We start from the raw sequence: 24,942 nt of genomic DNA on the forward strand, positions 1-24,942 counted from the left end.
AGCCGGCCGAGCGAGGCTTGTCTGCGGCGTCGGTGGTAGGTCCTTTTCCCGGAAGATTCGCCTGGGACAGGTAGGCCGCGGCCCGGTGCAGGACCTCGTTCTCCTGCTCCAGCAGCTTGATCCGCCGACGTGCCTCCCGTAATTCCGCGCTCTCCTGGCTGGACGTTCCGGACTTTGTCCCGTCGTCGATGTCCGCGCGGCGCACCCACTTCCACAGCGTCATCGCGTGAACTCCGAAGTCGGCGGCCACCTGCTCGATCGTCACGCCCGGGCCGCGGTTCCTCGCGACCCGCACGACATCCTCGCGGAACTCTTCCGGATAAGGCTTGGGCACAGCGACATCCTTCCCACCCGCCCTGTAGGGCAGGCCAGTTCAGATGTCACCCGATCGTGCATCAGACCCGACATTAGAAGCTTCTTCGACAGCTGGCGTTTGTCGCTACGGCTGCGGAACCAGTTCGACGTCTGCCAGCGGGGGTTAGTCGGCGGGCGTCGTGCGAGCGCGAAGTCGCTCGGCGTGGCCGGCGTAGTCGGGGGTGCCCTGGGTGCCGGGGCGCTGGTCGATCCTTCCGAACCAGAGGTGCGGCGCCCACTGTTGGCACGCCTCCTCGCACGGCTTGAGGTTCGCTTCCAGGTCGATGCGGTACCGCAGTCGCGGCAGGCCTTCTCTCAGCGGTTCCGTGTCTCGCACGAACTTCCACAGCAATGGGTGATCGCGTTCCAGCTCTTCTCGCGGGCAGAGTTCGAGCGTGAACACCTTGCCGAACCGGTAGGTTCCCACGCCTTCCAGCGAGTCCCACGGCATCAGGACATCACCCGCATCGGTGATCCACCAGAATCCGACGGCGTCGAAGGCCATCGCCCAACGGCGACGCCTCCAACGGGAGAAGGTCACCGTCACGATCACGCACCCCAGGACCAGCGCGCAATAGACCCAGATCCAGCCGCGGACACCGAGGTTCCCCTGCGCAAAGAACGTCCACGTCGCCGCGCCGATAAGACCGAACATCAACGGCGTGACGATGAGCCAGCCATTCAGCCGACGCCGCCCATACGGTATGACGGAGGCGTCCTCGGACGGCCCATTCTCAGTGATCACGACTGCGGTCCTGGCGTCCAGGTCGTTCGTACAGTGGCGCGCTCCACCTGGACGCCAGGACCCGCGCCCGCTCCACAGACGTGTGGGTCGACGGCAGACGGGATAGGAGCCAGGGTGAGCCGTGGGCAAGGCTAGGTGGGCCAGCGATCCGTAACGGCTCCAGCCCAACCGCTTTCCCGACCTTGGGATAGCCTGTCCGCCTCATGGGGCCTGCGTGGTCAACACGTTGGGTGATCGCAGAAGGGGGAGCGCCGTGCGGGCACTGAGGAACCTCTTCAAGACGCTCGGGAGCACCCACCACGCACCCGACGACGAAACATTTGCAGCGAACGCCCCTTGTGAGTGCTCACCAAGGTGGCCGGCGCTGGAGACCACGGCCAATGACTATGTGATCCGCGCGGTGCCGTCATCGCACTACAGCGTCATGACGAACCCCGAGATCGTGACATTCGTCGCCCGGTGCACCGGATGTCACGCCAGGTACCCCGACCCGTGGGTACTGGACGTGAACGAGCCGATGCCCTACGCCTGGGCGCGAGAGTCCGACGAGCCGACTCGTCAGAGCGCCAAGACTCCTGACATCAGCGACTGACACCAACGAGCGCGAATCTCACCGATCGACGCTGAACCTCAGCGGCAGGCCAACAAGGGCACGTAGCGCGTTGGACAAGGTCCACGAGTCCTCGTGATCGACCTGATAAGGATGAGGCCAGATCTCAAAGCCGGCATCCGGCACGGGCGGCGTCCTCGCTGGTGGACGGCGCCCGTCGGCTTGACTCGGCCATTGAGACTCCGCCGCCCTTAACGGGCACGGTGGCCAAACTCAGCCAGCACCCGGCGGGTCTGCTTCTGTTGGTGCGCCACGGCCTACGGTCAACGACCAACGCACGGCTGAGAACGCCTCGACGGACACGACTCCACTGCGCTCCACCCCGGACAACGCGAACTCGTTGGAGACGGTGCTGACCTGGTCAGCACCGCACTCCAGGGGGAAGGAGACTTGCACAGGCCGCACCGCCACCGTGATCTTCCCCTTGCCCTGGCAGCTCACCGCGATGGTCAGGGCGTCGCCCTTCTTGCCCTTGCTGTAGGGAATGCTGGCGTTCCCAGTGGTCACCTTCTGGCGGCCGGCGAGTGATGCGTCAGGGTCCAGCTCCGGCGGCTTCTGTAGGGAGGGCTGCGTGGTGCCGGGCACGGTGTCGGCCGTTGCCGGGACCGGCGTCGTGGAGCCTTGGGGCCGCGTGGGTTGCCCGGCGTCCGAATGATCCGTTGTGCACGCGGCGACGGACAGGAGCACCACGGCACACGCAATGCCCACCAGTGCACGGGTGCGGCGAGACATATCAGCTCTCCGAGACAGCCCAGCCGACGTAATGCGGCGTGTGGATGATGACCTTGCGTTCGCTGTCGGCAGGCAGCTGTCGAGATCATGTCAGCGCTCCTGGCGAACCACCACCCTTCACATCCTTTCTGAGCAAAACCTGAGCTAGCCGATCAACCAGCGCGCGTATGGGTGACCAGCCCGTCCTAAAGCGGGTGTCATCGCATCCAATGAGCACCCTTCCGGGGCCGTCTCGGGGCCGTGGAAGGGCGCTCAATGAAGACCAGCGCTGACAACTGCCGACAGCTCAGCAGTAGGTCACAGCGTTGATCGATTACGTGACCGCAGGTCGGGAACCCGGCGTATCACTTCTTCGGCTACTGGGGCACTGGCCTGGTCAGACCACACCGCCGCGAGCGCGGGCAGAGCGAGCTAGACGCTTGCCCGTGCCGCTCTGTCGATACCCCGTGGCATAGTCCTCCCTTGATCACGGGGGCACACGCCCCGAGACATGGGGGGTACGGCTGTGCACAGGACGAAGTGGGCCGCCGTGGCGGCAGCGGTCATTGTGCTCGGAGCCGCGGGCTGTGGCACTGGCGACGCCGGCGCCGGGGCGTCCGCATTGCCGCCGTCGCCTCGGCCCAAGGGCACTGGACCGCTCACGAAAGAGGTCGTGCGGACGGACCTCGACACCTCTGCGGCGGACGCGGGCGCTCCGGCGAGCCTACCGGAATACGCCGGTATGAACGAGGACGCTGAGGCGGGCTCACTGCGATCGTGCAGCATTGGTTTCAAGGGCATCGGTACCGAGACCACCACGGTCGATGTCGCCCGCTACGATGCGGTTGTGCGCGAGCTGCGCGAGCGGGACTGGCAGCCGGCCCAGGAGCCGGAGAGGCGCAAGGACAAATCCGGGGTGATCTATGTCGCCCACGAGCTCCTCAAGCAGCGCGGCTGGACCATGGTCGCAGAGTACATGGACCAAGGGGACGGCGTGATCACCCTCATGGCCTACGACGACGCGTGCATGAAGAAGATCCACGCCAACGCGGGTCCGGTCGGCTGACCCGCCACGCCTCGCACCGAGAGGCGAACTCCTGATCAGTTACGGATAGCCCTCAGGTGCCCAACCGACGTCGGGAGAAGCCCTACACCGTTAGCGCCAGCTACATGGGCGAGGTCGTCGCCGAGACGACCATTGCCGAGGAGGCAGTGGCGGAGGCTATCCGCCATCTGCCCCAGGCGGCCGACTGACGTGCCTGGCAGACCTCGATGACCGTCGCGCCCAAAGTTCGCATCGAGAGGTTCATCGTGCCCGCTGCGTGCCCGTTCGGAGGGGACGCAGCGGGGACTGACAGGGAACAGCGGCGCCAACCCTGCTCCGGACCAGGTCAGGGAGTCGCCAGGTCAGCGGCCATCCGCGTACGGGGTCTTCCAAACTGGTGCCTCGCAAGTACCCCCGACAACAGCAGCGGCGTGATTCCTGGCACTCACCACCGGATCACTCGATCCACTCCGCTTCGACGTCGTCGGGGACCCAGGGGAACGGGATCCACGGGTGTCGCGCGGGCCGGTGGGCATCGGGGTCGAATGCGAGAACGGCGTCGACGAAGGCGCGAGGCGGCAGATAGCCGTGGTCGACGACGTAGTGACCGATGAGTGTCGGGGCCGCAAAGGCAGTACCGGAGACGCCGGGGACACGGATCTCTCCGTTGCCCCAACTGGCGCGGTGGTGGCCAGGCAGCGGTGTGTACCACTGGTGCGGGTCGTCGACCGGGATCGTGCAGAAATCGCAGAGGTGGCTGCCGCGCATCAGATTGATCACTTGCGCCTCGACGATGGCCAGCAGATTGTCCGTAAAACCGACGGGGGCCGGCCCGGATGTCCAGGGCTCGTCCCCGCTCAGCCAACCGACGTTGAGACGCTCGTACGGCGGCTGAAAGCACATGAATCGCAAGCTGTCAGGATCGGAGAACGTGTCGCCGCGGCTGGTGTACTCGTAGCGGCTGAGATCCTCGTAGAACATCGACGCATCAGACCACCATTGCAGCCGCTGTGGCCAGCGAATTCCCGGTGGCACCGGCTGAGTGTCTAACTGCGCTACAACGGCCACGCACGTGCGCACACAACCACGGACGCTCATGGACAGTCCGCGCAGGTCACCGCTGGTCCGGCCACAGGTCACGCAGTCGCTCGGCTTCGGGACGAAGGCGCGGTCGTGCCACATCCGTGCCAGAACGGGCGGCAACTCACGGGGAGTCGGAGTACGCAGAGGCGGGTGCCACCGACCCCGCCCAAGGCAGGGGAACCGCAGGTCACGCCTAAGGTCGCCCCACCGCGCTCCTAAAGCGGTGATTCCTCGACCACCCGCTGCACGCCGGCGCAGGCCACCAGTGCGCTGCCGTCTTCGGTGAGGAAGAGCGGAAAGGTCCATGTCCGATCGGCAGATTCGATCATCCCTCCGCGCACCGGCCGGCCATGCTGGCGGAGGAGCCCCACCGCCCGTTCCAGCCCCAGATTTTCAATGCCCTTCAGCCGCACGCGCCGAAGGTGGCGTGCATAGACCCCATGCCGTTCCGCGGGAACAGTCCGATCCCACACATATCTATGGGGCAGAGGTTCGCACCGCCCTGGGACAGCTCGGCTCAGGCTGAGCCGTCCCGCTTGGGGGGGGGGAAGCGTCGCGCCACGCTCTTGAGAGTCGCCTGGTGTCGGGGAGGCCTCTAGCATCTAGCAGGGGCAATCCTGCGCCTTGCACGCTCTAACTAGGGCGACCTATGGCCGGCTGGACTGCTGCTGCTCTGCCTGCGCGTCCAGGCCTGGCGGCAGTCGCCGGCTGGTCTGCTGCTGCTCTGCCTGCGCGTCCAGGCCTGGCGGCAGTTTCTGGCTGGTCTGCTGCTGCTCTGCCTGCGCGTCCAGGCCTGGCGGCAGTTTCTGGCTGGTCTGCTGCTGCTCTGCCTGCGCGTCCAGGCCTGGCGGCAGTCGCCGGCTGGTCTGCTGCTGCTGTTGTTGCTGCTGCTGCTGACCCGGAAAACACGGTTGGCTGAAGGCCGTGGGCACTGCCTTCGCCGGGGTCGATGCCGATGCCGCCACGGCGGCTGGGGGCGAGGCGCCGATCGTTTCCCCCGCGAAACCCGCTGGGAACGCCAGAGAAGCGATGAGCACTGGGGGGACGAGATACGGCTTGCCACGCATGACCTTCTCCCTTCGACCACCGGAGCGAAAGACAGGCGCTCGTTCACAAACGGTGTGCCCTCTCAGCACCTCGTAGGACCGAACGCCGCTCCCAGCAGGAGCTTCGCACTCGGCAGAGCGCGCATCAAGAAACCGACCATCCTAGGCACTGTTTCTCGGATCATGTTCGGAGCCAGATCGCGATGGCTGCGAGGGTGACGGTACCGAGGTAGATGTAGGCGCGTTTCTCGTAGCGGGTGGCGACGGCGCGGAAGCCTTTGAGTCGGTTGATGGCGCGTTCGACGGTGTTGCGTTTCTTGTAGCGCTCGCTGTCGAACCCGGTGGGCCGGCCGCCGCGAGAACCTCGGTTCTGCCGGTGTCTTTGCTGGTCGAGGCGTTCGGGGATGGTGTGTGGGATTCCGCGTCGTCGCAGGTAGCGGCGATTCTTTCGGGATGTGTAGGCCCTGTCCGCCAGGACATGGTCGGGCCGGGTGCGAGGTCGTCCGACTCCGGTGCGGGGCACGGAGACCTGCTCCAGCACCCGCTCGAGTTGGGGCCCGTCACCGTAGTGTCCGGGTGTCAGGACGAAGGCGAGAGGCCGGCATCGTCCTTCGGCGGCAAGGTGGATCTTGGTGGTGAATCCTCCGCGGGAACGTCCCAGACACTCGCCGATCTGACCACCTCCTCCAGCCGGACGGCCAGTTTCCGAAGCGCCGGATCGACCTGGTTCGTCCCCTGGCCGGTCCCCTTTTGAGGAACCGCGGCCACCGGCGCTTTCCTCGCGCCGGCGGCGTGCTGGTGAGCCCGCACCGCTGTGGAGTCCACCGACACGTCCCAGTCGATCCGGCCCGCGGCGTCCTCGACGGCCTGGACTTTCGACAGCAGCATCTCCCACGTCCCATCCGCTGACCAGCGGCGATGACGTTTATAGACCGTTTCCCACGGCCCGAACCGCTCCGGCAGATCCCGCCACTGCACACCCGTCCGCACCCGGTAGAGAACCCCGTTGATCACCCGCCGATGATCGCTCCACCGACCCCCACGCGCACCACCAGGAGGTAAGAACGACTCCAGCCGATCCCACTCCGCATTCGTCAGATCCCCACGGCCCATGCAGCCAGCCTGACCCCAACACCCCACTCACGTCCGGAGATCCGAGAAACAGCGCCTAGGAGTAGAGGTCTCTACGCGCTCCGCGTGTTTGCCCAGGTCACTCTGTGCGCAGAGCGCGGACTGTAAATCTGCCGGCCTCAGCGAATCGATGTCGCCTGCCGTGCGCGTGTGCGCCCTCCCGCTCATCCGTCACGCGGGCCACCTACGAGTCGAATGACGGCAGTCTCTGACGGCAACGTCGGCAGACCGGAGCGGCCTTGATCGCATCCCGGGGTACGCACTGCACCGTGTCATCGGTTCGCCGCCCAGGCGAGCAGATGGCGCGGTCGAACTCCTAAAGCCGGTGTCGCAGGCTGGAACCCGGCCGAAGCGCGTCAAAGGCGCCGTTGAGCGGTTCAGCAGATCAAGGCCGGGGCCGGAGAGGAGCGGTGGCAGTCGCCCATACTCGACCCCAGACCAGGCCGACCGCTACCAAGGCCGCCCTGCCGGAAACCCCCAAGTGCACCGATACTCCCAACCATGGACATCCGCCTAAAGACCTTCGTTGCCGAGGCATCGACGAGGATGAACTTCCTGCGTGACGAACTCGGTTGCATTGGTCCCGAGGCTCACCATCCCAGCGACAGCTACCCGCTGGTGATCAGCGTCCAATACCGTCGCCGCGATCTGGCCGTGGAAGTCTTCCTGCTACTCGCCTACGTCGGTGAGGAGTACGTAGCCACGAGGCTGTCAGTCGGCGGCGGATCAAATCCCCGGGAACAGGAAGTCGGCTCACACACTGTGCACACGGCCTACGCGATGCGCCGGGCGCTCGATCGCCAAGCCGAGGCGTTACGTGATGCCCTTCGCGATGTGTAGCGGCGTGCCCGCTACGAGCCGGACCCAGCAGGCAACCGCGGTGAATGGATATGCTGCAAAATCGCGGTCCAGGGAAGTTCTCGATCTACGGGCCCCTCGCGGGGTTCGTACAGCGGCCAGACGTCAGGTCCATAGACCAGCTTCACGTTTGCCTTCCGCAGAGTCGCGATGTGACGCTCCCACGCCAGGTGTCGGACAGGCGCGGCGTTGACCCGAGGGAACACCACCACGGACACGCCGGTCGTGCCGAGCGCCTCGCTCACCTGCGTCAGGGCTTGGTTGTCGGCGATGCCCGTCGCGAGCTTGGCGATGTAGTTCGCACTCGCGGGGGCGACGACGTAGCAGTCGGCGACCGGGTGGGGGCGGGGCTCAGTTGGCGGACGAGGTGTGTCCCGCGCCGGAAGGCCGGTCAGTGTCTCTAGCCGGTCCAGCTCGCCGTTCGCGCTCAGCCATCGGCCGGCATTGGGCGTCAGGGTCACGGCCACCTGCCAGCCGGAGGCGATGGCTGGCTCGACCAGTCCGGTGCGCAGCGTCTCGATTCCATCGGCTGCCGTACCCACGACTGCCAGCACTCCGCGACTGCCTATGCTCACCGTTCCACCGCCCCGTATCGGTCAGTCCTCAGGGCCAGCAGTACAGCAGAGAAGTACAGCAACCACACCGACTACCAACGACCGTGGCTGATCCCTACAGCACGTGTGGCCGGGCCGACAGACCTCAGTGACCGCCGTGCCGATAGTTCGAATCGAGCGGGCAGCCAGGCGGCGGTCGGCCGTATCGTCAGCCCCTGCGTGGTGGCGCCGCGGTGCCAGATCCGTGCCAGATCGAGCAGTCCGCGCGCCGGAAGCTTACGGGGCCATAATCACTCGTGCCAAAGCAGCTCCCGGCCAAAGTTGCTACGCCGACCTCGCTCCTTCGCCTGCGGCAATACGGACTGGAAACCAGGTAGAGCCGTCGGAGACTGGATTGCAGAGCCTGTCAGTGACCCTTAGCGTGATGTCGGGGACTCCAGGGGCTCTCGGGTGCGGTGCGTGCGGCGGACTTGGCAGGGCATGCGCCCGATGTCCAGTCCATCGAGGTGATCAATGAGGGGACCCGACGCCGGTGACACTCTAGGCACGGGCCTGCTCCATCAAGAATGAAAGATCCGGAGCCTGGTCGCCGACGAGGATGCCACCACCGGCATTGTTTTTGTCCAGGACGCCCGTCGAGTTCGTCGGGCGCTGAGAGACGAAAGGCCACTCATGCCACAATCCATGCGCGCGCTCGTAGCCGGAAAGGTTGGCGAGCCGGCCGATGTCCTGCGGCTGGAATCCCGGCCTATTCCCACGCCACAAGCCGGGCAGGCGTTGATCCGTGTGAAGGCGACTCCGATTCACGCCAGTGATCTGCACGTGCTGCGTGGCCGCTACGGTTTCTCCCCCGAATTTCCCACTGTCGGGGGTCACATGGAATGCGTGGGTCGTATTGAGGCCCTGGGCCCGGATACCGAGGGATTGAAGATCGGCGAGCGCGTGGTAACCGTTGCTGTCCCGGCAGTACCCGGGCCGCATGTGGACGGCACTTGGCAGGAATACCTTGTTGCCGATACGCGAAGGCTCCTGCCGGTCCCCGATCGTCTGAGCGACTCCAGCGCCTGTCAACTCGCCGTCAACCCGTTGACCGCGCTGCTCCTCGTCTCTCGCGAACTCGACGTACAGCCGGGTGAATGGTTGTTGCAGACGGCCGCGGGCTCCACCGTCGGCCGGCTCGTCATTCAGCTGGCCAGGCATCTGGGTATTCGCACGATCAATGTCGTGCGGCGGCGCGATGCCGTTGAGGAAATCAAGGCACTTGGGGGTGAGGAGGTCATTTGCACTGAGAACGAGGACCTGTTGCAGCGCGTGGCCGAGATTGCAGGATCGACTGGCGTGCGCAAGGCCATCGACTGTGTCGCGGGCCATGTGGGTGCCCAGGTGTCCCAGGCATTGGCTCCGGGAGGAGAGGTCGTGGTCTACGGCGCGCTCTCTACCCATCGGCAGACTGACCCTGCAGCGCTGACGATCCCGCTGCTGGCACGCTCGGTTATCTACGAGACCAAAGCAGTTCGTGGCTTCTGGCTGAACCGCTGGTTCGGCACTGCCTCACCGGCGGATGCGCAGCTCGCGCTGTCCGAGGTTCGCAGTCTCGTCGCTGATGAAGTGCTGAGCATCCCCCCAGGCGAGCCGTTCCCGCTCGAACGCTTCACTGAAGCCATCTCGTTCGCCGAAGCACCCGCACATGGCGCCAAACCGCTCTTCGTCTTCGAGGATGGCCGGGACGGAGACGACAGGTAGGACGCGGCCCGGCGGGTGCTGGCGGCGGTGCGGCTGCGGCGGGGCAAGGCCGCCGACGCCCGCAGTTCCGCCCAGCTCGGCAAAGCGCACCGCTCGGCCAACTGGACTAGGGGCATCAGGGCAGCGTACGCGATCAGGTTCGGCTCGCGAACTCGGCAGGACAGCTCAGAGATCGAATCCAGGCTTACAAGGCAGCGGTCAGGGCCGTGCTGTACAGCAGTGAAGCACAGCAACCACGACGATCGAAGCCGACTCTCACGACATCCGCTTTGTAAGCCTGGCAGCGGTCACGTACTCGTTTGAGCTGGTCAAGAGGCGCACGACGACACGGATCCCGTCGGCGTGTGCCTGAGCCCTGACGCACCCCGAATGACCGTGGCTGACCGCTTGTTCTGGCACGGATCTGGCACGCACGCCTCTGCTGGCACCTGCAAGGATCGCGAGCATGCTCACCATCGACGTCAGTTCTGTGGCCGACGAGCGCGGACTGCATGCAGTACTTGCGCAGGCACTGCACTTCCCTGGCTTCTACGGCATGAACTGGGCCGCATTCTGGGATGCGATCACCGGCCTGGTCCAGATCCCAGACCATCTGTGCTTCGTAGGCTGGAACCACCTGAACAACCGTGTCCCGCGCGGGGCCACCATGCTCCGACAGGCACTAGACCGGTATCAGCAGCAGTACCGGCCGCAGTTCCTCGCCGAGTACACGTAGAGCACCGTAAGCCCCTCGATGCGAACTATCGGCGCGGCGGTCACTGAGGTCTGTCGGCCCGGCAACACGGGCTGTAGGGATCAGCCACGGCTATTGGTGGTCGGTGGGGTTGCTGTACTTCGCTGCTGTACTGCGACCACGGAACTGGGCGAGACGTCGGGGAGTAGATCGGGATCGTGGCTGAAGTACTCGGGTAGAGCTGAGTACTTGCGCTCTGGTCGGTTATGGGGTGAGCCGGAACGCTTGGGGCATGCGACAGCGACTACTGAAACTCGTTCCCCAACTGTTGGCGATCCTCGTGCTGGCTGCGGTGGCGCTCGCGGTGTGGGCTGCCTGGCTGGGCTGGGACCAGCATCGTGACGTGCAACCTGACGGTACGACGACCGGCCCGTACGAAGCGTGGCAGGTGATCGGGCTGGTGCTGACTCTGCTGGCGCCGGTGTACTGGGCGGCATCCCGGCGCTACATCGCTGGCGCCGTGCTCGGCATCACGGTTGGCCTGACCGTTGCCGCCTATTACGACTGGTCGGACGACTCCAGCGGCCTCTTTATGGTCGGCGTGGGGATGGTCATGGTAGGGAGCCTCGTTGTGACCGCCGTCATTTCCGCCGTGATCGCCTCTGTGAAACGAGACGGACGTTGACGCGGCGCGGCACCCCGCTCTTGCCCCTAAAGTTGCGCAAGACGTGCTCCGAGGTCGGTGGAGTCTCTATGGCCCAGGTAAGCGCTGGCACGTGGGTTCTGGAGCACCAGTTCGGGAGACCTCGTACGTGGCCGGCCACTGAGGTTTTCTCAGCGAAATGCGCCTCGGGGGCCGGTGGTGGACAGACGTGAAGCCCCTGCCGCATCCAGCACATAACCCGAGCCGCCCTCACCCTCAACCACCAGTGGAAGTGATCTTCATTGAGAAAACCTCACTGACCGACTCGGGTCGGTTCTTCTTGACTAGGTCCCGCCACTGCGGGCTGTCCTGGGGCCACACGTCTTCCGGGTACTCGGAGAGACGCCCGGTCGCTATCGCATCCTTCACACGCCCCATGTGCGCGGCTTCCAGCTGAGGGTCCATCCGAATGCGGCCCGCCCGCCCGGTTCGAGCGGCCATCCCCACACCCTTGATCCTCAGGCGTGTTTCTCGAACATCACGAGTGTTCACATCTGCCCTTCCGGGAGAGTATATGGAAAAGGACCGGGGCTCTTTACCTGCCCCGGGCCTCTCGAGAAAGGGTTCTTGCTTAGGACCCGCAAGCCTCCCCTGTAGATGTCGCTGTGGTTGACGTCTCGCTCGTGGTCACACGAAACGCGCCCCCTTCCCGAGTTGTTCGGGGAGGGGGCGCGTTGGGTCAGTATGCAGCGACCCCAGAAGCGTTACCGCTGTAGAATATAAGATAGAACTTGGTGCCGTCCTTGACGTCGGTGGCCGCCAACGTCCAGGTGTTGGCCCGAACTTCGTGACCCCCGTTGCAGTACTCCGGGCCACTCGATGGCAAAAAGCAGGTTTCTACCGTGTTCTGACCAGTCACCTTGACGTTGATGTCGCCGCAGTTGGACGTGGTGACACGGTAGCCGGTGACGGGCCACCGTCCATTGTCGTCCGTGCCATTGATGCTCTTGGCGCTGCCATAACAGGACGTGACCCCGGACGTGGCCGCGGTGGCCGAACCACCAGCGGTCATGAAACCAGCCGCCAGCACGGCAACAGCCAGAACCCTCACGGCACGTGAATGGATACGCATGCTTTCCCTCTCTCGTAGGCACCGGTGAAGCGGTGCACAGAGTCAAGAAGGTGTATGGCCCCGCTGGGTAGTCGACTTTAAGTCAATCATGCCGAACCGTCCCCAGAAATCCGCCGAATCCAGCCTTGTGAGCAAGCGCAGCGGGTCGTACGCGCGTGTCAGTGAGGTTCTCTCAGCGAAATGCGCCTCGGGGGCCGGTGGTGGACAGACGTGAAGCCCCTGGTAGGACGGTTCTCACCACAAGATCGTCCGCAGAACCAGAGGCTTCACGTTGGTCACCTATGCTGCCACGCTCGACGTCCCCCGCCACATCGTGGTGTACCTGTCCAGGCTGCTCGCCGCGCATCGCCGCGGTCTCAACACCCCGCGTGGGTCGCGGGCCCTGGGCACGTTCCGGCAGGTGGTCCTGGTGCTGCGCTGGTTCCGTGAGCGTGGCTGCGTGCACTGCCTGGCCTCGGACGCCGGCGTCTCGCAGGCCACCGGTTACCGCTACCTGCACGAGGGCATCGATGTCCTCGCGGCTCAAGCACCGGATCTGCACGAGGTGCTGGACCGCTGCCGTGAACAGGAGACGAGTCACGTGATCCTCGACGGCATGCTCATCGAGAGCGACCGCCTCGCCGGCACCCGGGACAGCGGCAACGACTTGTGGTTCAGCCAGAAACACAAGAGTTTCGGCGGCAACGTCCAGTTCCTGTCCGCTCCCGACGGCACCCCATTGTGGGTCTCCGACGCCGAACCGGGATCCACCCCGGACATCACCGCAGCCCGGATGCACGTCCTACCCGCGCTGTACAAGGCGGCCGCCGACGGACTGCCGACCTTGGCGGACAAGGGCTACATCGGCGCCGGTATCGGCATCCACGTCCCGGTCCGTCGCCTGAAAGGGAAATCGGAACACGCTCTCGACGCCGACACCCGCACCACGAACACCCTGATCAGAGACCTCCGAGCTCTCGGCGAGCGCAGCCGCCGAGCTCAAGGAACGCTGGCGCACGCTGAAGCGCGTCACCCTGAGTCCCTGCCGAATCGGCGACATAACCCGAGCCGCCCTCACCCTCAACCACCAGTGGAAGTGATCTTCATTGAGAAGACCTCACTGACCGGGCAACTCGCTGAACTGCGGCCCGGCGGGCGCTGAACCGCTGTTCCCCGCTCCTCCTCGATGGGCGCCGCCTGGTCGGGCACGCAGCGGGCACGCGGTCAGCGTTGGTCATCGTTGAGCGCCCTTCCACGGCCCCGAAGCGGCCCCGGAGGACGCTCCGTGATGCGATGACATCCGCTTTAGGAGTTCGGCCGAGCAGCTCCTACACGGGCCCCGGCATGGCTACCGGCATGGTGTGCGTCATCACCCAAGACGACTTCATTGGGCCGAGCCGAGTACCTCGTCGGCACTGCGGGGCTCCGTGCGCGGCTGCTGGTTGAGCTTGTGGCGCTCGATGGAGGATCGCCGGTAGACCTCCTTGCGGGCCCGCATGATGTTGCCCAGGGGCGCGTGTTCGGCGGTGACCCGCCAGGGAGTGAAGGACAGCGCGTCCATCTTCTCCAGATTCTCCGGGCCGGAGATGTCCTGCTGCGGCAGCCGCAGCTTGGCCACGGTGACGGACGGCGAAAGCCGCTCGGGCCACTCCACGGTGGTGTCCTCCACCGGCATGCGCTCCAGGTCGGTGCAGAGCTGAACCTGGATGTCGAAGGCGTAGGACCGTTCCTGCAGCTCGGCTTGCAGGGCCGGTCGGAAGACCTCTTGGGCGGAGGCCGAGTCGATGTCGCGCCGGACCACCGCGGCGGCGAAGGACGGGTCGGGGGTGATGCGCACCTTGGCGATGTAGTCCCCGTGCCGGACGGCACCCATCGTCCAGTAGCTCGACAGCAGCAGGTTTGCCGGAGGGGTCTTTGACAGGCGCAGGAAGGCCAGGAACTCGTCCCACGCCCAGTTGTCCTGGTCCAGCGTTCCCTTTCCCGTTACGAACTCGGTGAAGAAGCGATGCGCGCCGGGTCGACCCTGGGAGAAATAGGCCGGCGCATTCAGGAACAATTCCTGGATGAAGAGGTAGTGCTCGATTGTGTTGCAGAAGAAGATCGGTCCGTTGATGTTGGCGTAGTCGAATGTGCCCGTGTCCGGTTCGTCTTCCAGCAGGGTCGGGCCGGGGACGTCGAACATCTTCAGCGCCAGTCCGGTGGCGGCGCCCAGTCGCGCGTCGGCTCCGGCGTGAGGCGAGCCGTTGGAGAAGCGGATGAGCGCATCGTGGGTTCCCGGGGTGGCGTAGATTCCTTGGGCGTATTCGGGGCGCAGCCCGTCCAGGATCTCCACTTCCCCTCGGACCAGCCCGTATCCCTTGGCATGGGCGTCGCGGAGGGCCCGGCCGGTACCACCGGCCTTGACCGACTCGGCGATGTAGCTCTCGGTCCTCTCGATCACCGTGCGCAGGTTCTCGTCGAAGTGCGGGTCATCGTCTTCGACGTCCGGCGTGTAGGGGACGAACTGTGCTGCCATGACTTCGACCTCTCCTCGGAGACCGTGGTGGGGTCTCAGGGGGCAGAGAGTGCCCTCACTCCCCCAGCTCCGCGAGCCAGTGCAGGGCGCGCAGACCCGGCAGGAAGCAGTACTCGCCGCCGCGGGTGACCACGAAGCTGGGCAGGTTCTGCAGGCGGCGCCGGACCGGCTTCTCCGGGATGGTGACGCTGCCGGTTCCGTCGTGATGCCCCGCGACCGGATCCTTCTCGCCGGGGTAGCCGATGAAGTTGCCGTCGTTGACCCACTCAGCCTTGATGAATTCGAATTGTCGTTCGAGGTGGGCTCCCATGAAGACGCCGACCAGGCCCCGGTCGGCGCCGTCGTCCTCCAGCACGCCCTCGGGTAGCGGCGGGCCATAGGTGGTGCCGCGGCGGATGAGGCGGTGCATCCGTGCGTCGCCGATGATGGTGGCATCGCGGGGGTTGGTGCGCCGGATATGCGCACCGGCGGGGCACCTGAAGCCCCGATCGTCGTTCTCCCGGTACAGGAAGTCGTTGACGCGGTGCGGATCGGCCGCCAGCTCCGGATCATCGTGCTCCGGCGACAGCGCCAGGGGCGCCCCGCTGGGCCAGCGCCCGACCATCTTCGCCGCCAGGAGTGCCTCCTCCTCGGCGCTGGAGCTGTTCGCGCGCAGGTACCGGCGCCAGGCCGCCACGTTGGTGTGGATCTTGCGAACGGCCACGTAGGTCCCGTTGCGCCCCAGCACATCGGGGCTGGGCATGGGCGGCAGGCTGCCGGTTTCATCGGGGTAGCCCAGGATGAACTCGCCGGCCTTGATGGGGACTTCCTGCGGGTTGGAGCCGGGCAGTCCGACGCCCTCGATGTTCGGATGGCTGATGCCGTCGCGGAAGCCGAAGGTGGTGCGCCCGGTCGGGAGCTGGTGGACCTCCTGCTGCCAGATCACCTGGACACCAGGCGTGTCCTGGTACGCGACGCGGGCCTGCTCCAGCTCCTTGTCCAACTGCGCCGCATCGGAGGAGAGGGCGCTCAGCGCGATATGAACGTCGCCCGTTCCGAACGGTGCCTCCCAGTGGGCCGGGGCGCTCTCCCCCACGTCACCGATCAGCTCCGCCCGGGCGGCCATGCCCTCACGAAACGCCCGCGGAAAGCTGTCCAGCGACTCCTGAGGTACCCCCAGGGCCTCCAGCCCGCGGTAGGTGAATGCCACAGCTACCCAGGCATCCTGGCTCTGGTCCACGCTGGGCAGACCACTCGCGGTCACCGGGAGCAGCCGCCGCAGCAGGGCGCGCCCGGCCTGGCGGTCATCGACGCGCAGGAAGATGAACTTTCCTTCATACGGCACGGGCCGTGGACGCAGTGCCCCGCTTTGGACGTCGTCGATCTCGACGCGCACGCTGGCTGCGCTGCTACTCGCCGCCGTGTTCATGATCGGCTGTGCCTCCATATCGGCCTCTGCCTGGGCAGACCCGCAGGGGCCGACCCGCACCCGACGCGGCTTACCGATGTTGGGTTGGCTCTGAGGGCTGGTTGTGTCCGGGTTCTAGGCCGCGGCTTCCTCCATCAGCTTCTGGAAGGCCGGCGTGGCCAGCAACTCTGCGTTGGCCGGGTTGTCCAGCGCGGCCCGGAATTCGGGGGTGTCCAGCACCGCCTGGAACGCGTCGTCCACGCGCTGGTCCTTATAGATCTGCTGAACGGTCAGATCGGGATAGGCGCTGACGAAGACCCCCGCGGGCTCCTGCTGGGCGATGAACCAGTCCTTCACCCCTGGGTCAGTGACGCCGGGGAACCCTTCGCTGTGCGAGAAGACTTTGTCGAAGCGGGCCCCGACCACCGTCTGGGCGAAGTCGTCGATGTACGTGTCCCAGGAGCCGTCGAAGACACTGGCGAACATGAACCGGGTGTCGTTGTCGAAGATCACGTGCCGTGCGTCATGCAGGGTGCCGATCTGGCGCACCGCCGCATGGACGTTCTCGTTAGCCGCCGCGTCGGCGAGCGCGACGAGATCCTCACGCAACGCATCAGCATGGCCCGGCTTGATCTTGGTAAAGACGGTGAACTCGCTACAGACCCCATCCGACCTGCCCGGGCGCTCGGGCTGAGCTGATTGGGTTGCACCTGTCGTCGCAGTCATCGTGAGATTCTCCTGCCACGGATGGGTCCGAGGGTCACCAAGCGCTCGGACATGAGGCGCCATCGCCCTCGCCTCCAATCCTTACTCCGCACGCACCACCTCGCACCCCCGGTCATGAGTCATGTGATCGCCCTGGGGCGGATTCTCGAGTAGCTTCGCCACAGCGGGGGTCCGGCCTGACCACTTCACGGCTCCCCGCAATAACCGGCTCGGTCCGTGCCCGATAGACCGTAGGGACGTGCCTCGTCCGTCAGGGTGCCGAGACAGAAAGCCTCGGGTGACGACTTGCCCTTCTGTTCCGGGAAGGCAGCAACGCGAGTGGCCGGCAGGCCAAGGTCCCCGCATCCTGAGGAGCTCCCGAGGACAGATCCGGAAAGGCGCAGGAAGATGGAGTTGGCATGTGGCGTCGTCGTCACGTTCTTGGGCAGCCGCTTCTGCATGGCCGTGAAGACAGCGGCGCAGCCGACCGCACAGCGACCCGTCGCTCCGCCCAGGTGCCGTCCCCGCTGCACCATCGGTGTCCGGAGAGGCCGTGACCCACGGCCAAGGGTTCGGATGCAGACCCTGGGCACGTCCACGACAGTCCCACGGCTGCCCGCGCCGGCCGTCGGGGCACCCACCAAGCATTGCTCAACCGGATCGCCGCCCTGATCCTCTTCTGGAGGCAACCATGGGCAAAGTCCTCGGTGACGTGCTGGGTCTTGCGGCCGGCGTCGCGATCAGCCCGCTCCCGATCATCGCCATCATCCTCATACTGGCGACGCCTCGGGGACGTCTCAACGGACTCCTCTTCACCGTCGGCTGGATCCTGGCGCTCTCGGCACTGGGCGCGGTGATGCTGGCGATCGCCTCCCCCACAGGTGCTTCCGCCCAGAATCAGCCGGCCACCTGGGTGGGAGCTCTCAAGGTCGCTCTGGGCGTGTTCCTCCTCCTCTTCGGCGCCCGGCTGTGGCACCGGCGCCCGAAGGATCCCTCGCAAGCCCAGCTGCCGAAATGGATGAGCGCGATCGACCGCCTCACGCCGGTCAAGGTCTTCGGACTCGGACTGGCCTTGGCCGCGCTCAACGCCAAGAACGCCCCGCTGACCATCGCCGCGGGCGCCGCCATTGGCTCAGCTGGACTGCCGGTCGGGGAGCAGATCGCATCGCTGGCAATCTTCGTGCTGGTCGCCACCCTCGGCCTGCTGGCCCCACTGGGAGTATTCCTGCTCGGGGGAGAGCGTGCGAAGACCACGCTCGGCAACTGGAAAGACTGGGCCGCACAGCACAACGTCGCCGTGATGGCGGTTCTTTTCTTCGTTCTCGGGTTGAAACTGCTCGGTGACGGCATCGGCATCCTCACCTCCTGACGGGCTTACCCACGCGTGGCGGTCTGGTCCGGTCAGAGACGTGCAACAGAGAAGGTCGGCGGAGCGGCTTTGGGCTGGAGCTGCTCTGGGGCGAGTGATCATGGCGCCCGAAGCTTCCGGCGAGTCGAGCAGACTGTGGACCTGCCGGTTAAAGCACGACGTCGGGACCATGATCTTGGATCCCCATCAAGGACGCCGACACCGATCCAGTAGTTCGGACAAGGCAGCTCCCAGGCAGCTTCAGCGGTACTTGCGGAGTGCACACGTTGCGTAGGTGTCGCATTCGGGAACGCAGCGCCCCCGGTCACTCCGGCGAGTGAGAAACCTGCTGGTCTCCGCGCGGGTCCGTAAGCGATGCTGCGCGGGTGATCGAGCGAGAAGCCGCAGTCCGGATCGTGGAAGAACAGCTGGAGCGCGACTATCAGAGGGAACTGTCGGCAGGCTTGGACCCGATGCGCATGGCTGTGGCGCATGTGGAGCAGCACGAGTTGGTCTGGATTGTCTCGTGGACGTCCGAGAAGTACCTACGGACCCGGAATCCGGACTTCGTGCTCGCCGGGAACGGGCCATACTTGATCGACCGGGTCGACGGAGGTCTGCACCAGGTCGGCGTCGTCTCTGCGGCCACTGGGGCATGGGAAGCCGACTACCGCGTCCGCATTCGGAGCCAGGCCGTACGTACCGCAGTGGACGATCTGCACGAAGAGGTCCGGGAAGTCACAGCCGAGCGTGGGCGCATCTTTGCCATGCACATCCTCCGCCAGCGGGTACCGGTGCTGTCCCATGCTGAGGTCATCGACTACGTGGGCGCTCTGCAGAACGACGGCGCTGTGCCCGCTCACCTCGTAGCCATCTCCACCGAAGTTCTCGTGGAACCTCTCAACCCAGTTCTCCGTGTGACGACCATCCGCATAGGGAGAGGGCAAGCAAAACCGCTGCTGTTCCTCGACGTGGACGGTCCGCTCAACCCCTATGCGGCGAAGCCGGAGAGACGTCCCGAGGGCTACACCACGCTCAGGGTGCCCTACGAGAGCGCGAGGTCTGACGGACTGTTGAGCAGGAGACGGCCCTTGCGGGTCTGGCTCAACCCGGAACACGGGGAAGCGCTGCTTCATCTCGACTATGAGCTGTGCTGGGCCACGACATGGATGGACGATGCCAACCGGTGGATCGGCCCGGTGCTAGGTCTTCCTGATCTCCCTTTCGTCGACTTCGGTGACGCACTCCTCCAAGAGCGCCCTGACGGCGTGCACTGGAAGACCGGCCTTCTGGTGGACTACGCGGGCGGTCGTCCCTTCGCCTGGGTGGACGACGAGCAAAGCGATCTCGATCATGCGTACGTGACCGCCCACCACCGCGGGCCTGGACTTCTGCACCACGTCAATCCGCGGATCGGGCTACGCTGGGCCGATTTTCACGCCCTCGCCGACTTCGCCGGATCCCTTGAGACCTCACGTTCGTCTGGCTGATGTCGGACGATTGATGACTGCCCTTCCACGACCCTCCGGGAGGCGGTGGTGCACCTGACGATCGAGCAGTACAGGGACGGCAAGATCGCGAACCGGCTCAATTCGAGCGGCGTCGTGCGGAACGGTCGGACCCGCTTTCGCACCTTCGTGTACCAGCCCGCCCGTCAGCGCCGGATCTGGACCCCGGAGCAGTTCCACACCAGCGTCAGGTCAGACTGGCAGAAACCGGCAGGGTGCGAAGTGAGCACACACAACCTCGCGCTTCTGCTCGTGGCCGTCGCCGCCCTCGCTGCGGTCTCTGGTCCCCTCGGCGTCGCCGGCCACGGGCTCGCCCGCGCGGTGGGATTACCGGTCACCGTCACGTGGGCCGGGGTCGTATTCGTCAGCGCCATGGCGCTGTTCATCGCCTTGCTCGCGGTGATCGTGTCGACCGTCACCTGACGCTGGGCAGGAGCAGCACGCCAGCCGCCGCACGGCCATCCTGTGCGGCCACGGCACGTCAGAGAGAACGCAGAGGCATCGGAAGGCCACGTCCGATAAAGAAGGAAGCCAACAACATGGGCCTGACCATCAGCGGCCAGCTTTGGGGTGAGGAGGCGTAGCAACGGGCATCCAACCGGGATCCGTCAAGAGGTGGTTGCCGGGTGCGGGTCGCCGAGGTACTGGAACCGGTCCAGGGTGTCGGCGTGTGGCGTCAGACCGGTGGGCGGCGCCTCGTTCTTGGTGAGGAACGCGACGCGGATGTCGATGACGTCTTCCGTGAATGTCCGGCCATTCGGGTACGCGGCGGGCTTGGACGGGTCGAAGTGCAGCACGTCCAGCAGTAGGCCGTGCTCGTCGAGTGCGGTGATCGCCTCCTCACGCGAGTAGCCGCCGGTGTGGCCCAACAGGTGGACGAACTGGTCCGTCCATCTGACCCGGTCGTTGACCGGCTCGCCGGCGTTGTACTCCTCCTTCGTGTCGTCGGTGTTGAAGAAGCTGCTCATTGACGGGTGCCCGGCCCGGTCCGCGTGGACGAGTTCGCCGTCGCGCAGGACGCTGCACCGGCCCCAGATGTGCAGCTCGGGCTTGGGGGCCAGCTCCGCGGTCGGCAGTTCGATGGCCATGGAGAAGACGTTGGCCGTGCTGTTGGAGTCGACGCCGGTCCACGGGGACTTTCCACCCAGATGCGGCGCGGTGAAATTCCGGTTGCCGCTGGTGTCGAACAGATTCTTGATTCCGTCGAAGTCGAAGAAGAAGGCGTCACTGCGGCTACCGGCGGCCACCTTGTAGTCGCCGCTGCTGACCACGTTGGCCTGGGGGCCGAAGGAGACGGCGGCGTCCGACACGATCTTGGTGCCGATCGCCTCGGGCCTGCGGGACTCCGCACCGGTTGCCATGAAGACGCTGTAGGTCTGCGAGCCGTCGGATGCCGGCGGGCTGAAGACCCAGCTGAAGGCGCCGTCGGTCAGGTAATCGCCGTCGTTGTCAATGTTCAGGCGGTATACGGCATCGGGGTGCATGGCATCTGCGTCGGGATTGGCGTTGAGGATGAGAACGGTCCTGCTCGGATCGCCGGGCGCTCCGAAGGCGTAGAGGTCGCACAGATCGAGGCGCTGGTCGCCGAGTGGTGGCCCAAGGCTGAGGCCGGTGAAGTGGTTGGACATGCCAGGCCCTTCCATTGCTTGCTCGCCAGGAAACCGCAAGATCGCGTGAACGGTCGTTCTGGACGCATGAGGTGCACCCACACCTGGGCGGTGCAGTCACGCTAGCCCGCCACAGCAGTCCGTCCGTCGAGGGCACAACGCTTGAATGGGCTACCGACAGGTGACCCGGATCTGGGTATGTCTCCCGCATCCTCGAAGCGTCTGTGACTACCGATCCGGTGTGTGGCACGCCGTGAGCGCACCAGCCGGAAGCGGGTTGCCCCCAGCTGGCGCGCTTCCACTGGTCTGTCTGGGTCAGCGGCCTCCTCCCAGTAGCGCTGGATCAGGGCATCGGGGGGGGCGAAGCACCGGCTCGACAAGCGGTTCGAGAGGGTTGAGGCCAACGTTGAGCTCGCTCCGCCCTGCTCCTGAATACCTCGTACGTCCGCTGGTCCGACGTGGCCGGGACGCCGGGTGGCCAACCCGATCAACGAGCCCTGGCCGGACGGGACTCGGGCTCAGCTGCTCTCCCTCGGCATCACGGTCAACCGGATCACGGAATCCTTCACGGCGTCCCTGCCGACCGAGGAGGAGATCAGGACGCTCCGGGTAGGCGCGGGGGTCCCGGTGCTCCGGTATGCGAGGCGGCACATTGTCGACACGGACCGGATCGTTGAGGTGGCCCACCGGATCGTGCGGCGTGGAGATACGACCGTCATGGACTTCGTCATCGCTCTCGACGAGTGAACCCGGGCTCGATTGTTGTCGCAGTGCGGGGCGTTGGCGGTAACGTGGCTGCCTTCATCGAGCCTGTATGACCAGGAGGTCTGTATGGCTGATCAGCCGCTCAAGGCGCACTTCAGCGCTGAACCGATCGAGCTTCCCGACGGCCGGAAGATCCGCGTCAGCGCATATCCCGACGGCAGCATTCGATTCCAGGTGGACGGACTGCCGTACGTCCTGACCGAGGCGTACCTCAGCGGTAACCCCGAGAACGACAAGGCGATCCTGAAGATCTCGCCCGGCAAGCAAGGAAGCAACGCCTCGCACAACTACGTGGAATGGTTGGAGAGCAAGAACGGCAACGACAGCTAAGGGTTGTCCCGTGACTGCTGGTCACGGAACCGGCCAGGGTGCGGAAACTGCGTAGCTGCTGAGTTCGCGGTGCCGGTATCGTCCGGTCTCCCGACCCGCCGTACCGTTGGCCTACGTTCAGAGAGCGATGCAGATGACCAGCCAGCAAGCAACGACGACCCTGTGGCGCCCCACCGGCCCCAAGGAGCTGGATCTGGTTCGGGAGCTGAACTGGCGTGCCTGGCCGCCCCGGCTGCCCGAGCAGCCGATCTTCTACCCGGTCCTCAACGAGGACTACGCGGCCAGGATCGCGCGGGACTGGAACGTGAAGCACGATGGCGCCGGCTTCGTCACTCGTTTCGAGGTCGAGTCGGAGTTCTTGAGCCTGTATCCCATCCAGCAGGCCGGCGGGCAGACGATCCTCGAGCTCTGGGTTCCGGCCGAGGAGCTGGACGACTTCAACGCCCACATTGTCGGCGAGATCCAGGTGGTCCACGAGTTCCGCTGAGGCGGGAGGCTTGCCGACGGGGCACGATGTCCCGGTGCGATGATGATCCCGGCGTGTCTGGTGTGATCACGGCTTCGGAGCCGTCCTAATCCGGTACCAACGGCTCTCAGGACTGATGTGAGTTCTGAGTGCCGTTCGAGAAGCGAACGGTGCTAGCGGTGGTGATCGCGTGGGTGCCGGACTGACGCCTTGAGCCGTCCGGGCACTTGATGCCTCTGTCCAGAGCGGCAGCGTCCGGCGCCCTCGCCGCCGGCGTCAACACCACTCGCTTGATCACTCGTTGGTGTTTGTGGTGCGAGCCCACCCCGCGGTGACCCCTCGTAATGCCCGAGCATCCTGTGCTCCAACGCAGACCGGGGCCCGTGAGGTGAGCCGGTGCCACGAACGGCTACTGAGACATCCCACGCGGACAAGGAGTCAAGCTGCTTCAGTGGAGAGCTCCGCCGGTGAGTGATTGGGGAAGGCCCTCGTTTCGGTCGTAGGTGACTCCGGTCTGGAGGCAGTGGAAGAGCATTCCCATGAAGCGGTTAAACAGGTTTCGCTGTGCGGCGACATGGCGGTCCCCGGCTTCCTTTCGGCGGTCGTAGTGGGCTCTGGCGCCGGGTGACCTCGTGAGCGAGACGAAGGCCCACACATAGCCGACTGCGGCCAGGCGCTGGTTCTTGACCCTGCGGCTCATGACCACGCAGCTCTTGCCGCTCGCCCGGGTGACCGGTGCGCTTCCGGCGTAGGCCTTGAGTGACCCAGCGTTCGCGAAGCGGGTCCGGTCGTCGCCGATCTCTGCTAGGACCCGGGCCCCGGTCAGGGAGCCGAGGCCGGGAAAGCTGCGGATGATCGGTGCGTCCGGATGCTGCTCGAATGCCTCGGCCGTCGTTTCCTCCAGCTGGTCGGCATTGCGACAGGCAGTGTCCAACTGGTCCAGCAGGGCGGATGTCTGGTGTCCGAGGGCGGCCTCGACCTGCGGAAGCTGGTGGAGGTACTCGCGGTGGAAGACTTCGTGAAGCCGGTCGGCCTCTGCTTCGATGCCGCGGAGTCGGCCTGCCTGTCTGAGGAGGGACTGGAGTCGTCGGCGCGTGAGTTTCGCTGCCGAAGTGGGGGTGGGAGCCGCTGCGAGGATGGTGCGGGCCTCGCGGGAACAGAGTCCGTCGCGTTTGTCGGCGAATGCGACAAGGACGCTCGGGTAGAACTCCCGCAGCTGGGAACGGAGCTTGTTGTGGGCCTGGCCGCGGTCCCAAACCGCGTCCTGCTGAGCCCGGGCAAGCACAGCGACGGCCTGGGCAAGCTCGGAATCCTCAGGCAGTGGACGATGGGCCGCCATGTCAACGCGCAGAATGTTCGCCAGAGCGGCGGCGTCGACAGCGTCGGACTTCTTCCGCGAGACAGAATGCCGGTCGCGGTAGCGGGCAACCGCCAGAGGATTGATCGCGAAGACCTGCCGGCCGGTGGCCCGCAAGCAGGCGACAAGCAGCCCCCGCGAGGTCTCGATTGCCACCGGAATCGGGGCTTCCTCGGTGTCGCCGTGCTCCGCCAGCAGTCCGGTGAGCTGGGCGAACCCAGCAGCGTCGTCGCTGATCCGCAGTTTGGCCAGCTGCTTCCCGCCAGCGTCGACCAGGGCGATGTCATGGTGGTCTTCGGCCCAGTCCACGCCGCAGAACACGGGTGTCGGCAGCCCGACGATTTCCATCCAGCACTCCTTTCATCACGGTGTTTCTGCAGGCCAGAGCCTGTGCAGGGTGCGCGTGCTCCCTAATGGAAGTGCTCAAGGCACGACATCCCACCAGCCGTTCGCAACCCCAGCGAGCCGCACGGCCCTCGGTCTTCTCCAGGGCTGGTGGGCCCGCGATGAGATGAGAGGTGATCCGTGCAGATGGCTCAGGCCACGGACATCGAAACCGCTGAGGGAAACCACAACTTGGCAGCGGTCATAACTGACCGCACTCAGACTCAGCCCGGGGCATTTCTGCAACCAGTGGCGCGGTTCCG

Annotated in this window: 24 protein-coding genes and 4 pseudogenes; 14 read left to right on the forward strand and 14 right to left on the reverse strand. The window is 65.6% G+C overall.

All coding sequences use genetic code 11. The features are described from left to right. Window positions 1–109: 109 nt before the first annotated feature. Together OHA88_RS03765 and OHA88_RS03770 are read right to left on the reverse strand one after the other, a co-directional pair. Window positions 110–334 (reverse strand): annotated as a pseudogene (locus tag OHA88_RS03765) (transposase); the annotation flags it as partial. Between the two features lie 144 nt (window positions 335–478). Next, on the reverse strand, window positions 479–1,099 hold the full coding sequence (locus OHA88_RS03770; RefSeq protein ID WP_328624208.1) for a hypothetical protein: 621 nt from the start codon (window positions 1,097–1,099) through the stop codon (window positions 479–481). A gap of 253 nt (window positions 1,100–1,352) precedes the next feature. Here OHA88_RS03770 and OHA88_RS03775 point away from each other — a divergent pair, with 253 nt between their 5' ends. Further along, window positions 1,353–1,691 carry a hypothetical protein gene (locus OHA88_RS03775; RefSeq protein WP_328624209.1) on the forward strand — a complete coding sequence of 113 codons (339 nt, stop codon included), beginning with the start codon at window positions 1,353–1,355 and terminating at the stop codon, window positions 1,689–1,691. A 231-nt stretch (window positions 1,692–1,922) separates the two neighbouring features. Here OHA88_RS03775 and OHA88_RS03780 read toward each other — a convergent pair whose 3' ends face one another. Continuing rightward, window positions 1,923–2,294 (reverse strand): hypothetical protein, encoded by a 372-nt coding sequence (locus tag OHA88_RS03780; RefSeq protein ID WP_328624210.1) that lies wholly within the window; start codon window positions 2,292–2,294, stop codon window positions 1,923–1,925. An 868-nt stretch (window positions 2,295–3,162) separates the two neighbouring features. Here OHA88_RS03780 and OHA88_RS03785 point away from each other — a divergent pair. Next, window positions 3,163–3,486 carry a hypothetical protein gene (locus tag OHA88_RS03785; RefSeq protein WP_328624211.1) on the forward strand — a complete coding sequence of 108 codons (324 nt, stop codon included), beginning with the start codon at window positions 3,163–3,165 and terminating at the stop codon, window positions 3,484–3,486. A 435-nt stretch (window positions 3,487–3,921) separates the two neighbouring features. Here OHA88_RS03785 and OHA88_RS03790 read toward each other — a convergent pair whose 3' ends face one another. From OHA88_RS03790 to OHA88_RS03805, 4 genes and pseudogenes are all read right to left on the reverse strand, one after another. Continuing rightward, the gene (locus OHA88_RS03790) at window positions 3,922–4,446 is read right to left on the reverse strand and encodes a DUF7919 family protein (protein WP_328624212.1); all 525 of its coding nucleotides are present in this window, start codon (window positions 4,444–4,446) and stop codon (window positions 3,922–3,924) included. 317 nt (window positions 4,447–4,763) lie between these two features. After that, window positions 4,764–4,961 (reverse strand): hypothetical protein, encoded by a 198-nt coding sequence (locus OHA88_RS03795; protein ID WP_328624213.1) that lies wholly within the window; start codon window positions 4,959–4,961, stop codon window positions 4,764–4,766. A 234-nt stretch (window positions 4,962–5,195) separates the two neighbouring features. Continuing rightward, on the reverse strand, window positions 5,196–5,615 hold the full coding sequence (locus tag OHA88_RS03800) for a hypothetical protein (RefSeq protein WP_328624214.1): 420 nt from the start codon (window positions 5,613–5,615) through the stop codon (window positions 5,196–5,198). A gap of 160 nt (window positions 5,616–5,775) precedes the next feature. Next, window positions 5,776–6,707 (reverse strand): annotated as a pseudogene (locus OHA88_RS03805) (IS5 family transposase). Window positions 6,708–7,226: 519 nt separating this feature from the next. Here OHA88_RS03805 and OHA88_RS03810 point away from each other — a divergent pair. Next, a complete protein-coding gene (locus OHA88_RS03810) occupies window positions 7,227–7,565 on the forward strand; it encodes a hypothetical protein (protein WP_328624215.1) in 339 nt (112 codons plus the stop codon). Between the two features lie 11 nt (window positions 7,566–7,576). On the opposite strand, the gene OHA88_RS03815 is transcribed toward OHA88_RS03810, so the two are convergent. Then, window positions 7,577–8,125 carry a flavoprotein gene (locus tag OHA88_RS03815; RefSeq protein WP_328624216.1) on the reverse strand — a complete coding sequence of 183 codons (549 nt, stop codon included), beginning with the start codon at window positions 8,123–8,125 and terminating at the stop codon, window positions 7,577–7,579. Between the two features lie 696 nt (window positions 8,126–8,821). Here OHA88_RS03815 and OHA88_RS03820 point away from each other — a divergent pair. The 3 genes from OHA88_RS03820 (at window position 8,822) to OHA88_RS03830 (ending at window position 11,238) form a co-directional block, all read left to right on the forward strand. Beyond that, entirely contained in the window at window positions 8,822–9,880 is a 1,059-nt protein-coding gene (locus OHA88_RS03820; RefSeq protein ID WP_328624217.1) for a zinc-dependent alcohol dehydrogenase family protein, read from the forward strand. 445 nt (window positions 9,881–10,325) lie between these two features. Further along, the gene (locus OHA88_RS03825) at window positions 10,326–10,595 is read left to right on the forward strand and encodes a barstar family protein (RefSeq protein WP_328624218.1); all 270 of its coding nucleotides are present in this window, start codon (window positions 10,326–10,328) and stop codon (window positions 10,593–10,595) included. A 250-nt stretch (window positions 10,596–10,845) separates the two neighbouring features. Next, window positions 10,846–11,238 carry a hypothetical protein gene (locus OHA88_RS03830; RefSeq protein WP_328624219.1) on the forward strand — a complete coding sequence of 131 codons (393 nt, stop codon included), beginning with the start codon at window positions 10,846–10,848 and terminating at the stop codon, window positions 11,236–11,238. A gap of 697 nt (window positions 11,239–11,935) precedes the next feature. Here the strand turns inward: OHA88_RS03830 and OHA88_RS03835 are convergent. Next, window positions 11,936–12,328, reverse strand: a complete 393-nt coding sequence (locus OHA88_RS03835) for a hypothetical protein (RefSeq protein ID WP_328624220.1) — start codon at window positions 12,326–12,328, stop codon at window positions 11,936–11,938. Window positions 12,329–12,599: 271 nt separating this feature from the next. Between OHA88_RS03835 and OHA88_RS03840 the strand changes: the two are divergent. Beyond that, window positions 12,600–13,407: pseudogene (locus tag OHA88_RS03840) on the forward strand (transposase family protein). A gap of 284 nt (window positions 13,408–13,691) precedes the next feature. Here the strand turns inward: OHA88_RS03840 and OHA88_RS03845 are convergent. The 3 genes from OHA88_RS03845 to OHA88_RS03855 form a co-directional block, all read right to left on the reverse strand. Continuing rightward, complete coding sequence (locus tag OHA88_RS03845; RefSeq protein ID WP_328624221.1) at window positions 13,692–14,822, reverse strand: catalase family protein; 1,131 nt, start codon at window positions 14,820–14,822, stop codon at window positions 13,692–13,694. A gap of 55 nt (window positions 14,823–14,877) precedes the next feature. Further along, window positions 14,878–16,230 carry a Dyp-type peroxidase gene (locus OHA88_RS03850; protein WP_328624222.1) on the reverse strand — a complete coding sequence of 451 codons (1,353 nt, stop codon included), beginning with the start codon at window positions 16,228–16,230 and terminating at the stop codon, window positions 14,878–14,880. Between the two features lie 114 nt (window positions 16,231–16,344). Then, window positions 16,345–16,935 carry a hypothetical protein gene (locus OHA88_RS03855; protein WP_328624223.1) on the reverse strand — a complete coding sequence of 197 codons (591 nt, stop codon included), beginning with the start codon at window positions 16,933–16,935 and terminating at the stop codon, window positions 16,345–16,347. Window positions 16,936–17,605: 670 nt separating this feature from the next. Between OHA88_RS03855 and OHA88_RS03860 the strand changes: the two genes are divergently transcribed. From OHA88_RS03860 to OHA88_RS03875, 4 genes and pseudogenes are all read left to right on the forward strand, one after another. Beyond that, on the forward strand, window positions 17,606–18,283 hold the full coding sequence (locus OHA88_RS03860; RefSeq protein ID WP_328624224.1) for a GAP family protein: 678 nt from the start codon (window positions 17,606–17,608) through the stop codon (window positions 18,281–18,283). Between the two features lie 365 nt (window positions 18,284–18,648). Then, a pseudogene (locus tag OHA88_RS03865) lies at window positions 18,649–18,915 on the forward strand (YrhB domain-containing protein); the annotation flags it as partial. Between the two features lie 279 nt (window positions 18,916–19,194). Next, window positions 19,195–19,752: a hypothetical protein gene (locus OHA88_RS03870; protein ID WP_328629578.1), complete on the forward strand. Its 558-nt coding sequence runs from the start codon at window positions 19,195–19,197 to the stop codon at window positions 19,750–19,752. Between the two features lie 48 nt (window positions 19,753–19,800). After that, window positions 19,801–20,193: a hypothetical protein gene (locus tag OHA88_RS03875; RefSeq protein ID WP_328624225.1), complete on the forward strand. Its 393-nt coding sequence runs from the start codon at window positions 19,801–19,803 to the stop codon at window positions 20,191–20,193. A 185-nt stretch (window positions 20,194–20,378) separates the two neighbouring features. On the opposite strand, the gene OHA88_RS03880 is transcribed toward OHA88_RS03875, so the two are convergent. Further along, window positions 20,379–21,398: a DUF4331 family protein gene (locus OHA88_RS03880; protein ID WP_328624226.1), complete on the reverse strand. Its 1,020-nt coding sequence runs from the start codon at window positions 21,396–21,398 to the stop codon at window positions 20,379–20,381. 453 nt (window positions 21,399–21,851) lie between these two features. Between OHA88_RS03880 and OHA88_RS03885 the strand changes: the two genes are divergently transcribed. The 3 genes from OHA88_RS03885 to OHA88_RS03895 all read left to right on the forward strand — a co-directional run bounded on the left by OHA88_RS03885 (window position 21,852) and on the right by OHA88_RS03895 (window position 22,959). Beyond that, a complete protein-coding gene (locus tag OHA88_RS03885) occupies window positions 21,852–22,124 on the forward strand; it encodes a UTRA domain-containing protein (protein WP_328624227.1) in 273 nt (90 codons plus the stop codon). Between the two features lie 84 nt (window positions 22,125–22,208). Then, entirely contained in the window at window positions 22,209–22,472 is a 264-nt protein-coding gene (locus OHA88_RS03890) for a hypothetical protein (RefSeq protein ID WP_328624228.1), read from the forward strand. A 127-nt stretch (window positions 22,473–22,599) separates the two neighbouring features. Beyond that, entirely contained in the window at window positions 22,600–22,959 is a 360-nt protein-coding gene (locus OHA88_RS03895; protein ID WP_328624229.1) for a hypothetical protein, read from the forward strand. 427 nt (window positions 22,960–23,386) lie between these two features. Here the strand turns inward: OHA88_RS03895 and OHA88_RS03900 are convergent, their stop codons facing one another. After that, window positions 23,387–24,643 carry an IS110 family transposase gene (locus tag OHA88_RS03900; RefSeq protein WP_328624230.1) on the reverse strand — a complete coding sequence of 419 codons (1,257 nt, stop codon included), beginning with the start codon at window positions 24,641–24,643 and terminating at the stop codon, window positions 23,387–23,389. Between the last annotated feature and the right edge of the window lie 299 nt (window positions 24,644–24,942).

It is taken from the genome of Streptomyces sp. NBC_00353 (genome assembly GCF_036108815.1).
Lineage (GTDB): Bacteria > Actinomycetota > Actinomycetes > Streptomycetales > Streptomycetaceae > Streptomyces.

What these genes read in the sequence shown, in the direction of transcription:
- OHA88_RS03785 (WP_328624211.1), top strand. Translation starts at nt 3,163, where the DNA reads ATGAACGAGGACGCTGAGGCGGGCTCACTGCGATCGTGCAGCATTGGT.
- OHA88_RS03820 (WP_328624217.1), top strand. Translation starts at nt 8,822, where the DNA reads ATGCGCGCGCTCGTAGCCGGAAAGGTTGGCGAGCCGGCCGATGTCCTG.
- OHA88_RS03855 (WP_328624223.1), bottom strand. Translation starts at nt 16,935, where the DNA reads ATGACTGCGACGACAGGTGCAACCCAATCAGCTCAGCCCGAGCGCCCG.
- OHA88_RS03835 (WP_328624220.1), bottom strand. Translation starts at nt 12,328, where the DNA reads ATGCGTATCCATTCACGTGCCGTGAGGGTTCTGGCTGTTGCCGTGCTG.
- OHA88_RS03860 (WP_328624224.1), top strand. Translation starts at nt 17,606, where the DNA reads ATGGGCAAAGTCCTCGGTGACGTGCTGGGTCTTGCGGCCGGCGTCGCG.
- OHA88_RS03800 (WP_328624214.1), bottom strand. Translation starts at nt 5,615, where the DNA reads ATGCGTGGCAAGCCGTATCTCGTCCCCCCAGTGCTCATCGCTTCTCTG.
- OHA88_RS03790 (WP_328624212.1), bottom strand. Translation starts at nt 4,446, where the DNA reads ATGTTCTACGAGGATCTCAGCCGCTACGAGTACACCAGCCGCGGCGAC.
- OHA88_RS03825 (WP_328624218.1), top strand. Translation starts at nt 10,326, where the DNA reads ATGCTCACCATCGACGTCAGTTCTGTGGCCGACGAGCGCGGACTGCAT.
- OHA88_RS03810 (WP_328624215.1), top strand. Translation starts at nt 7,227, where the DNA reads ATGGACATCCGCCTAAAGACCTTCGTTGCCGAGGCATCGACGAGGATG.
- OHA88_RS03895 (WP_328624229.1), top strand. Translation starts at nt 22,600, where the DNA reads ATGCAGATGACCAGCCAGCAAGCAACGACGACCCTGTGGCGCCCCACC.
- OHA88_RS03830 (WP_328624219.1), top strand. Translation starts at nt 10,846, where the DNA reads ATGCGACAGCGACTACTGAAACTCGTTCCCCAACTGTTGGCGATCCTC.
- OHA88_RS03900 (WP_328624230.1), bottom strand. Translation starts at nt 24,643, where the DNA reads ATGGAAATCGTCGGGCTGCCGACACCCGTGTTCTGCGGCGTGGACTGG.
- OHA88_RS03880 (WP_328624226.1), bottom strand. Translation starts at nt 21,398, where the DNA reads ATGTCCAACCACTTCACCGGCCTCAGCCTTGGGCCACCACTCGGCGAC.
- OHA88_RS03845 (WP_328624221.1), bottom strand. Translation starts at nt 14,822, where the DNA reads ATGGCAGCACAGTTCGTCCCCTACACGCCGGACGTCGAAGACGATGAC.
- OHA88_RS03850 (WP_328624222.1), bottom strand. Translation starts at nt 16,230, where the DNA reads ATGAACACGGCGGCGAGTAGCAGCGCAGCCAGCGTGCGCGTCGAGATC.
- OHA88_RS03890 (WP_328624228.1), top strand. Translation starts at nt 22,209, where the DNA reads ATGGCTGATCAGCCGCTCAAGGCGCACTTCAGCGCTGAACCGATCGAG.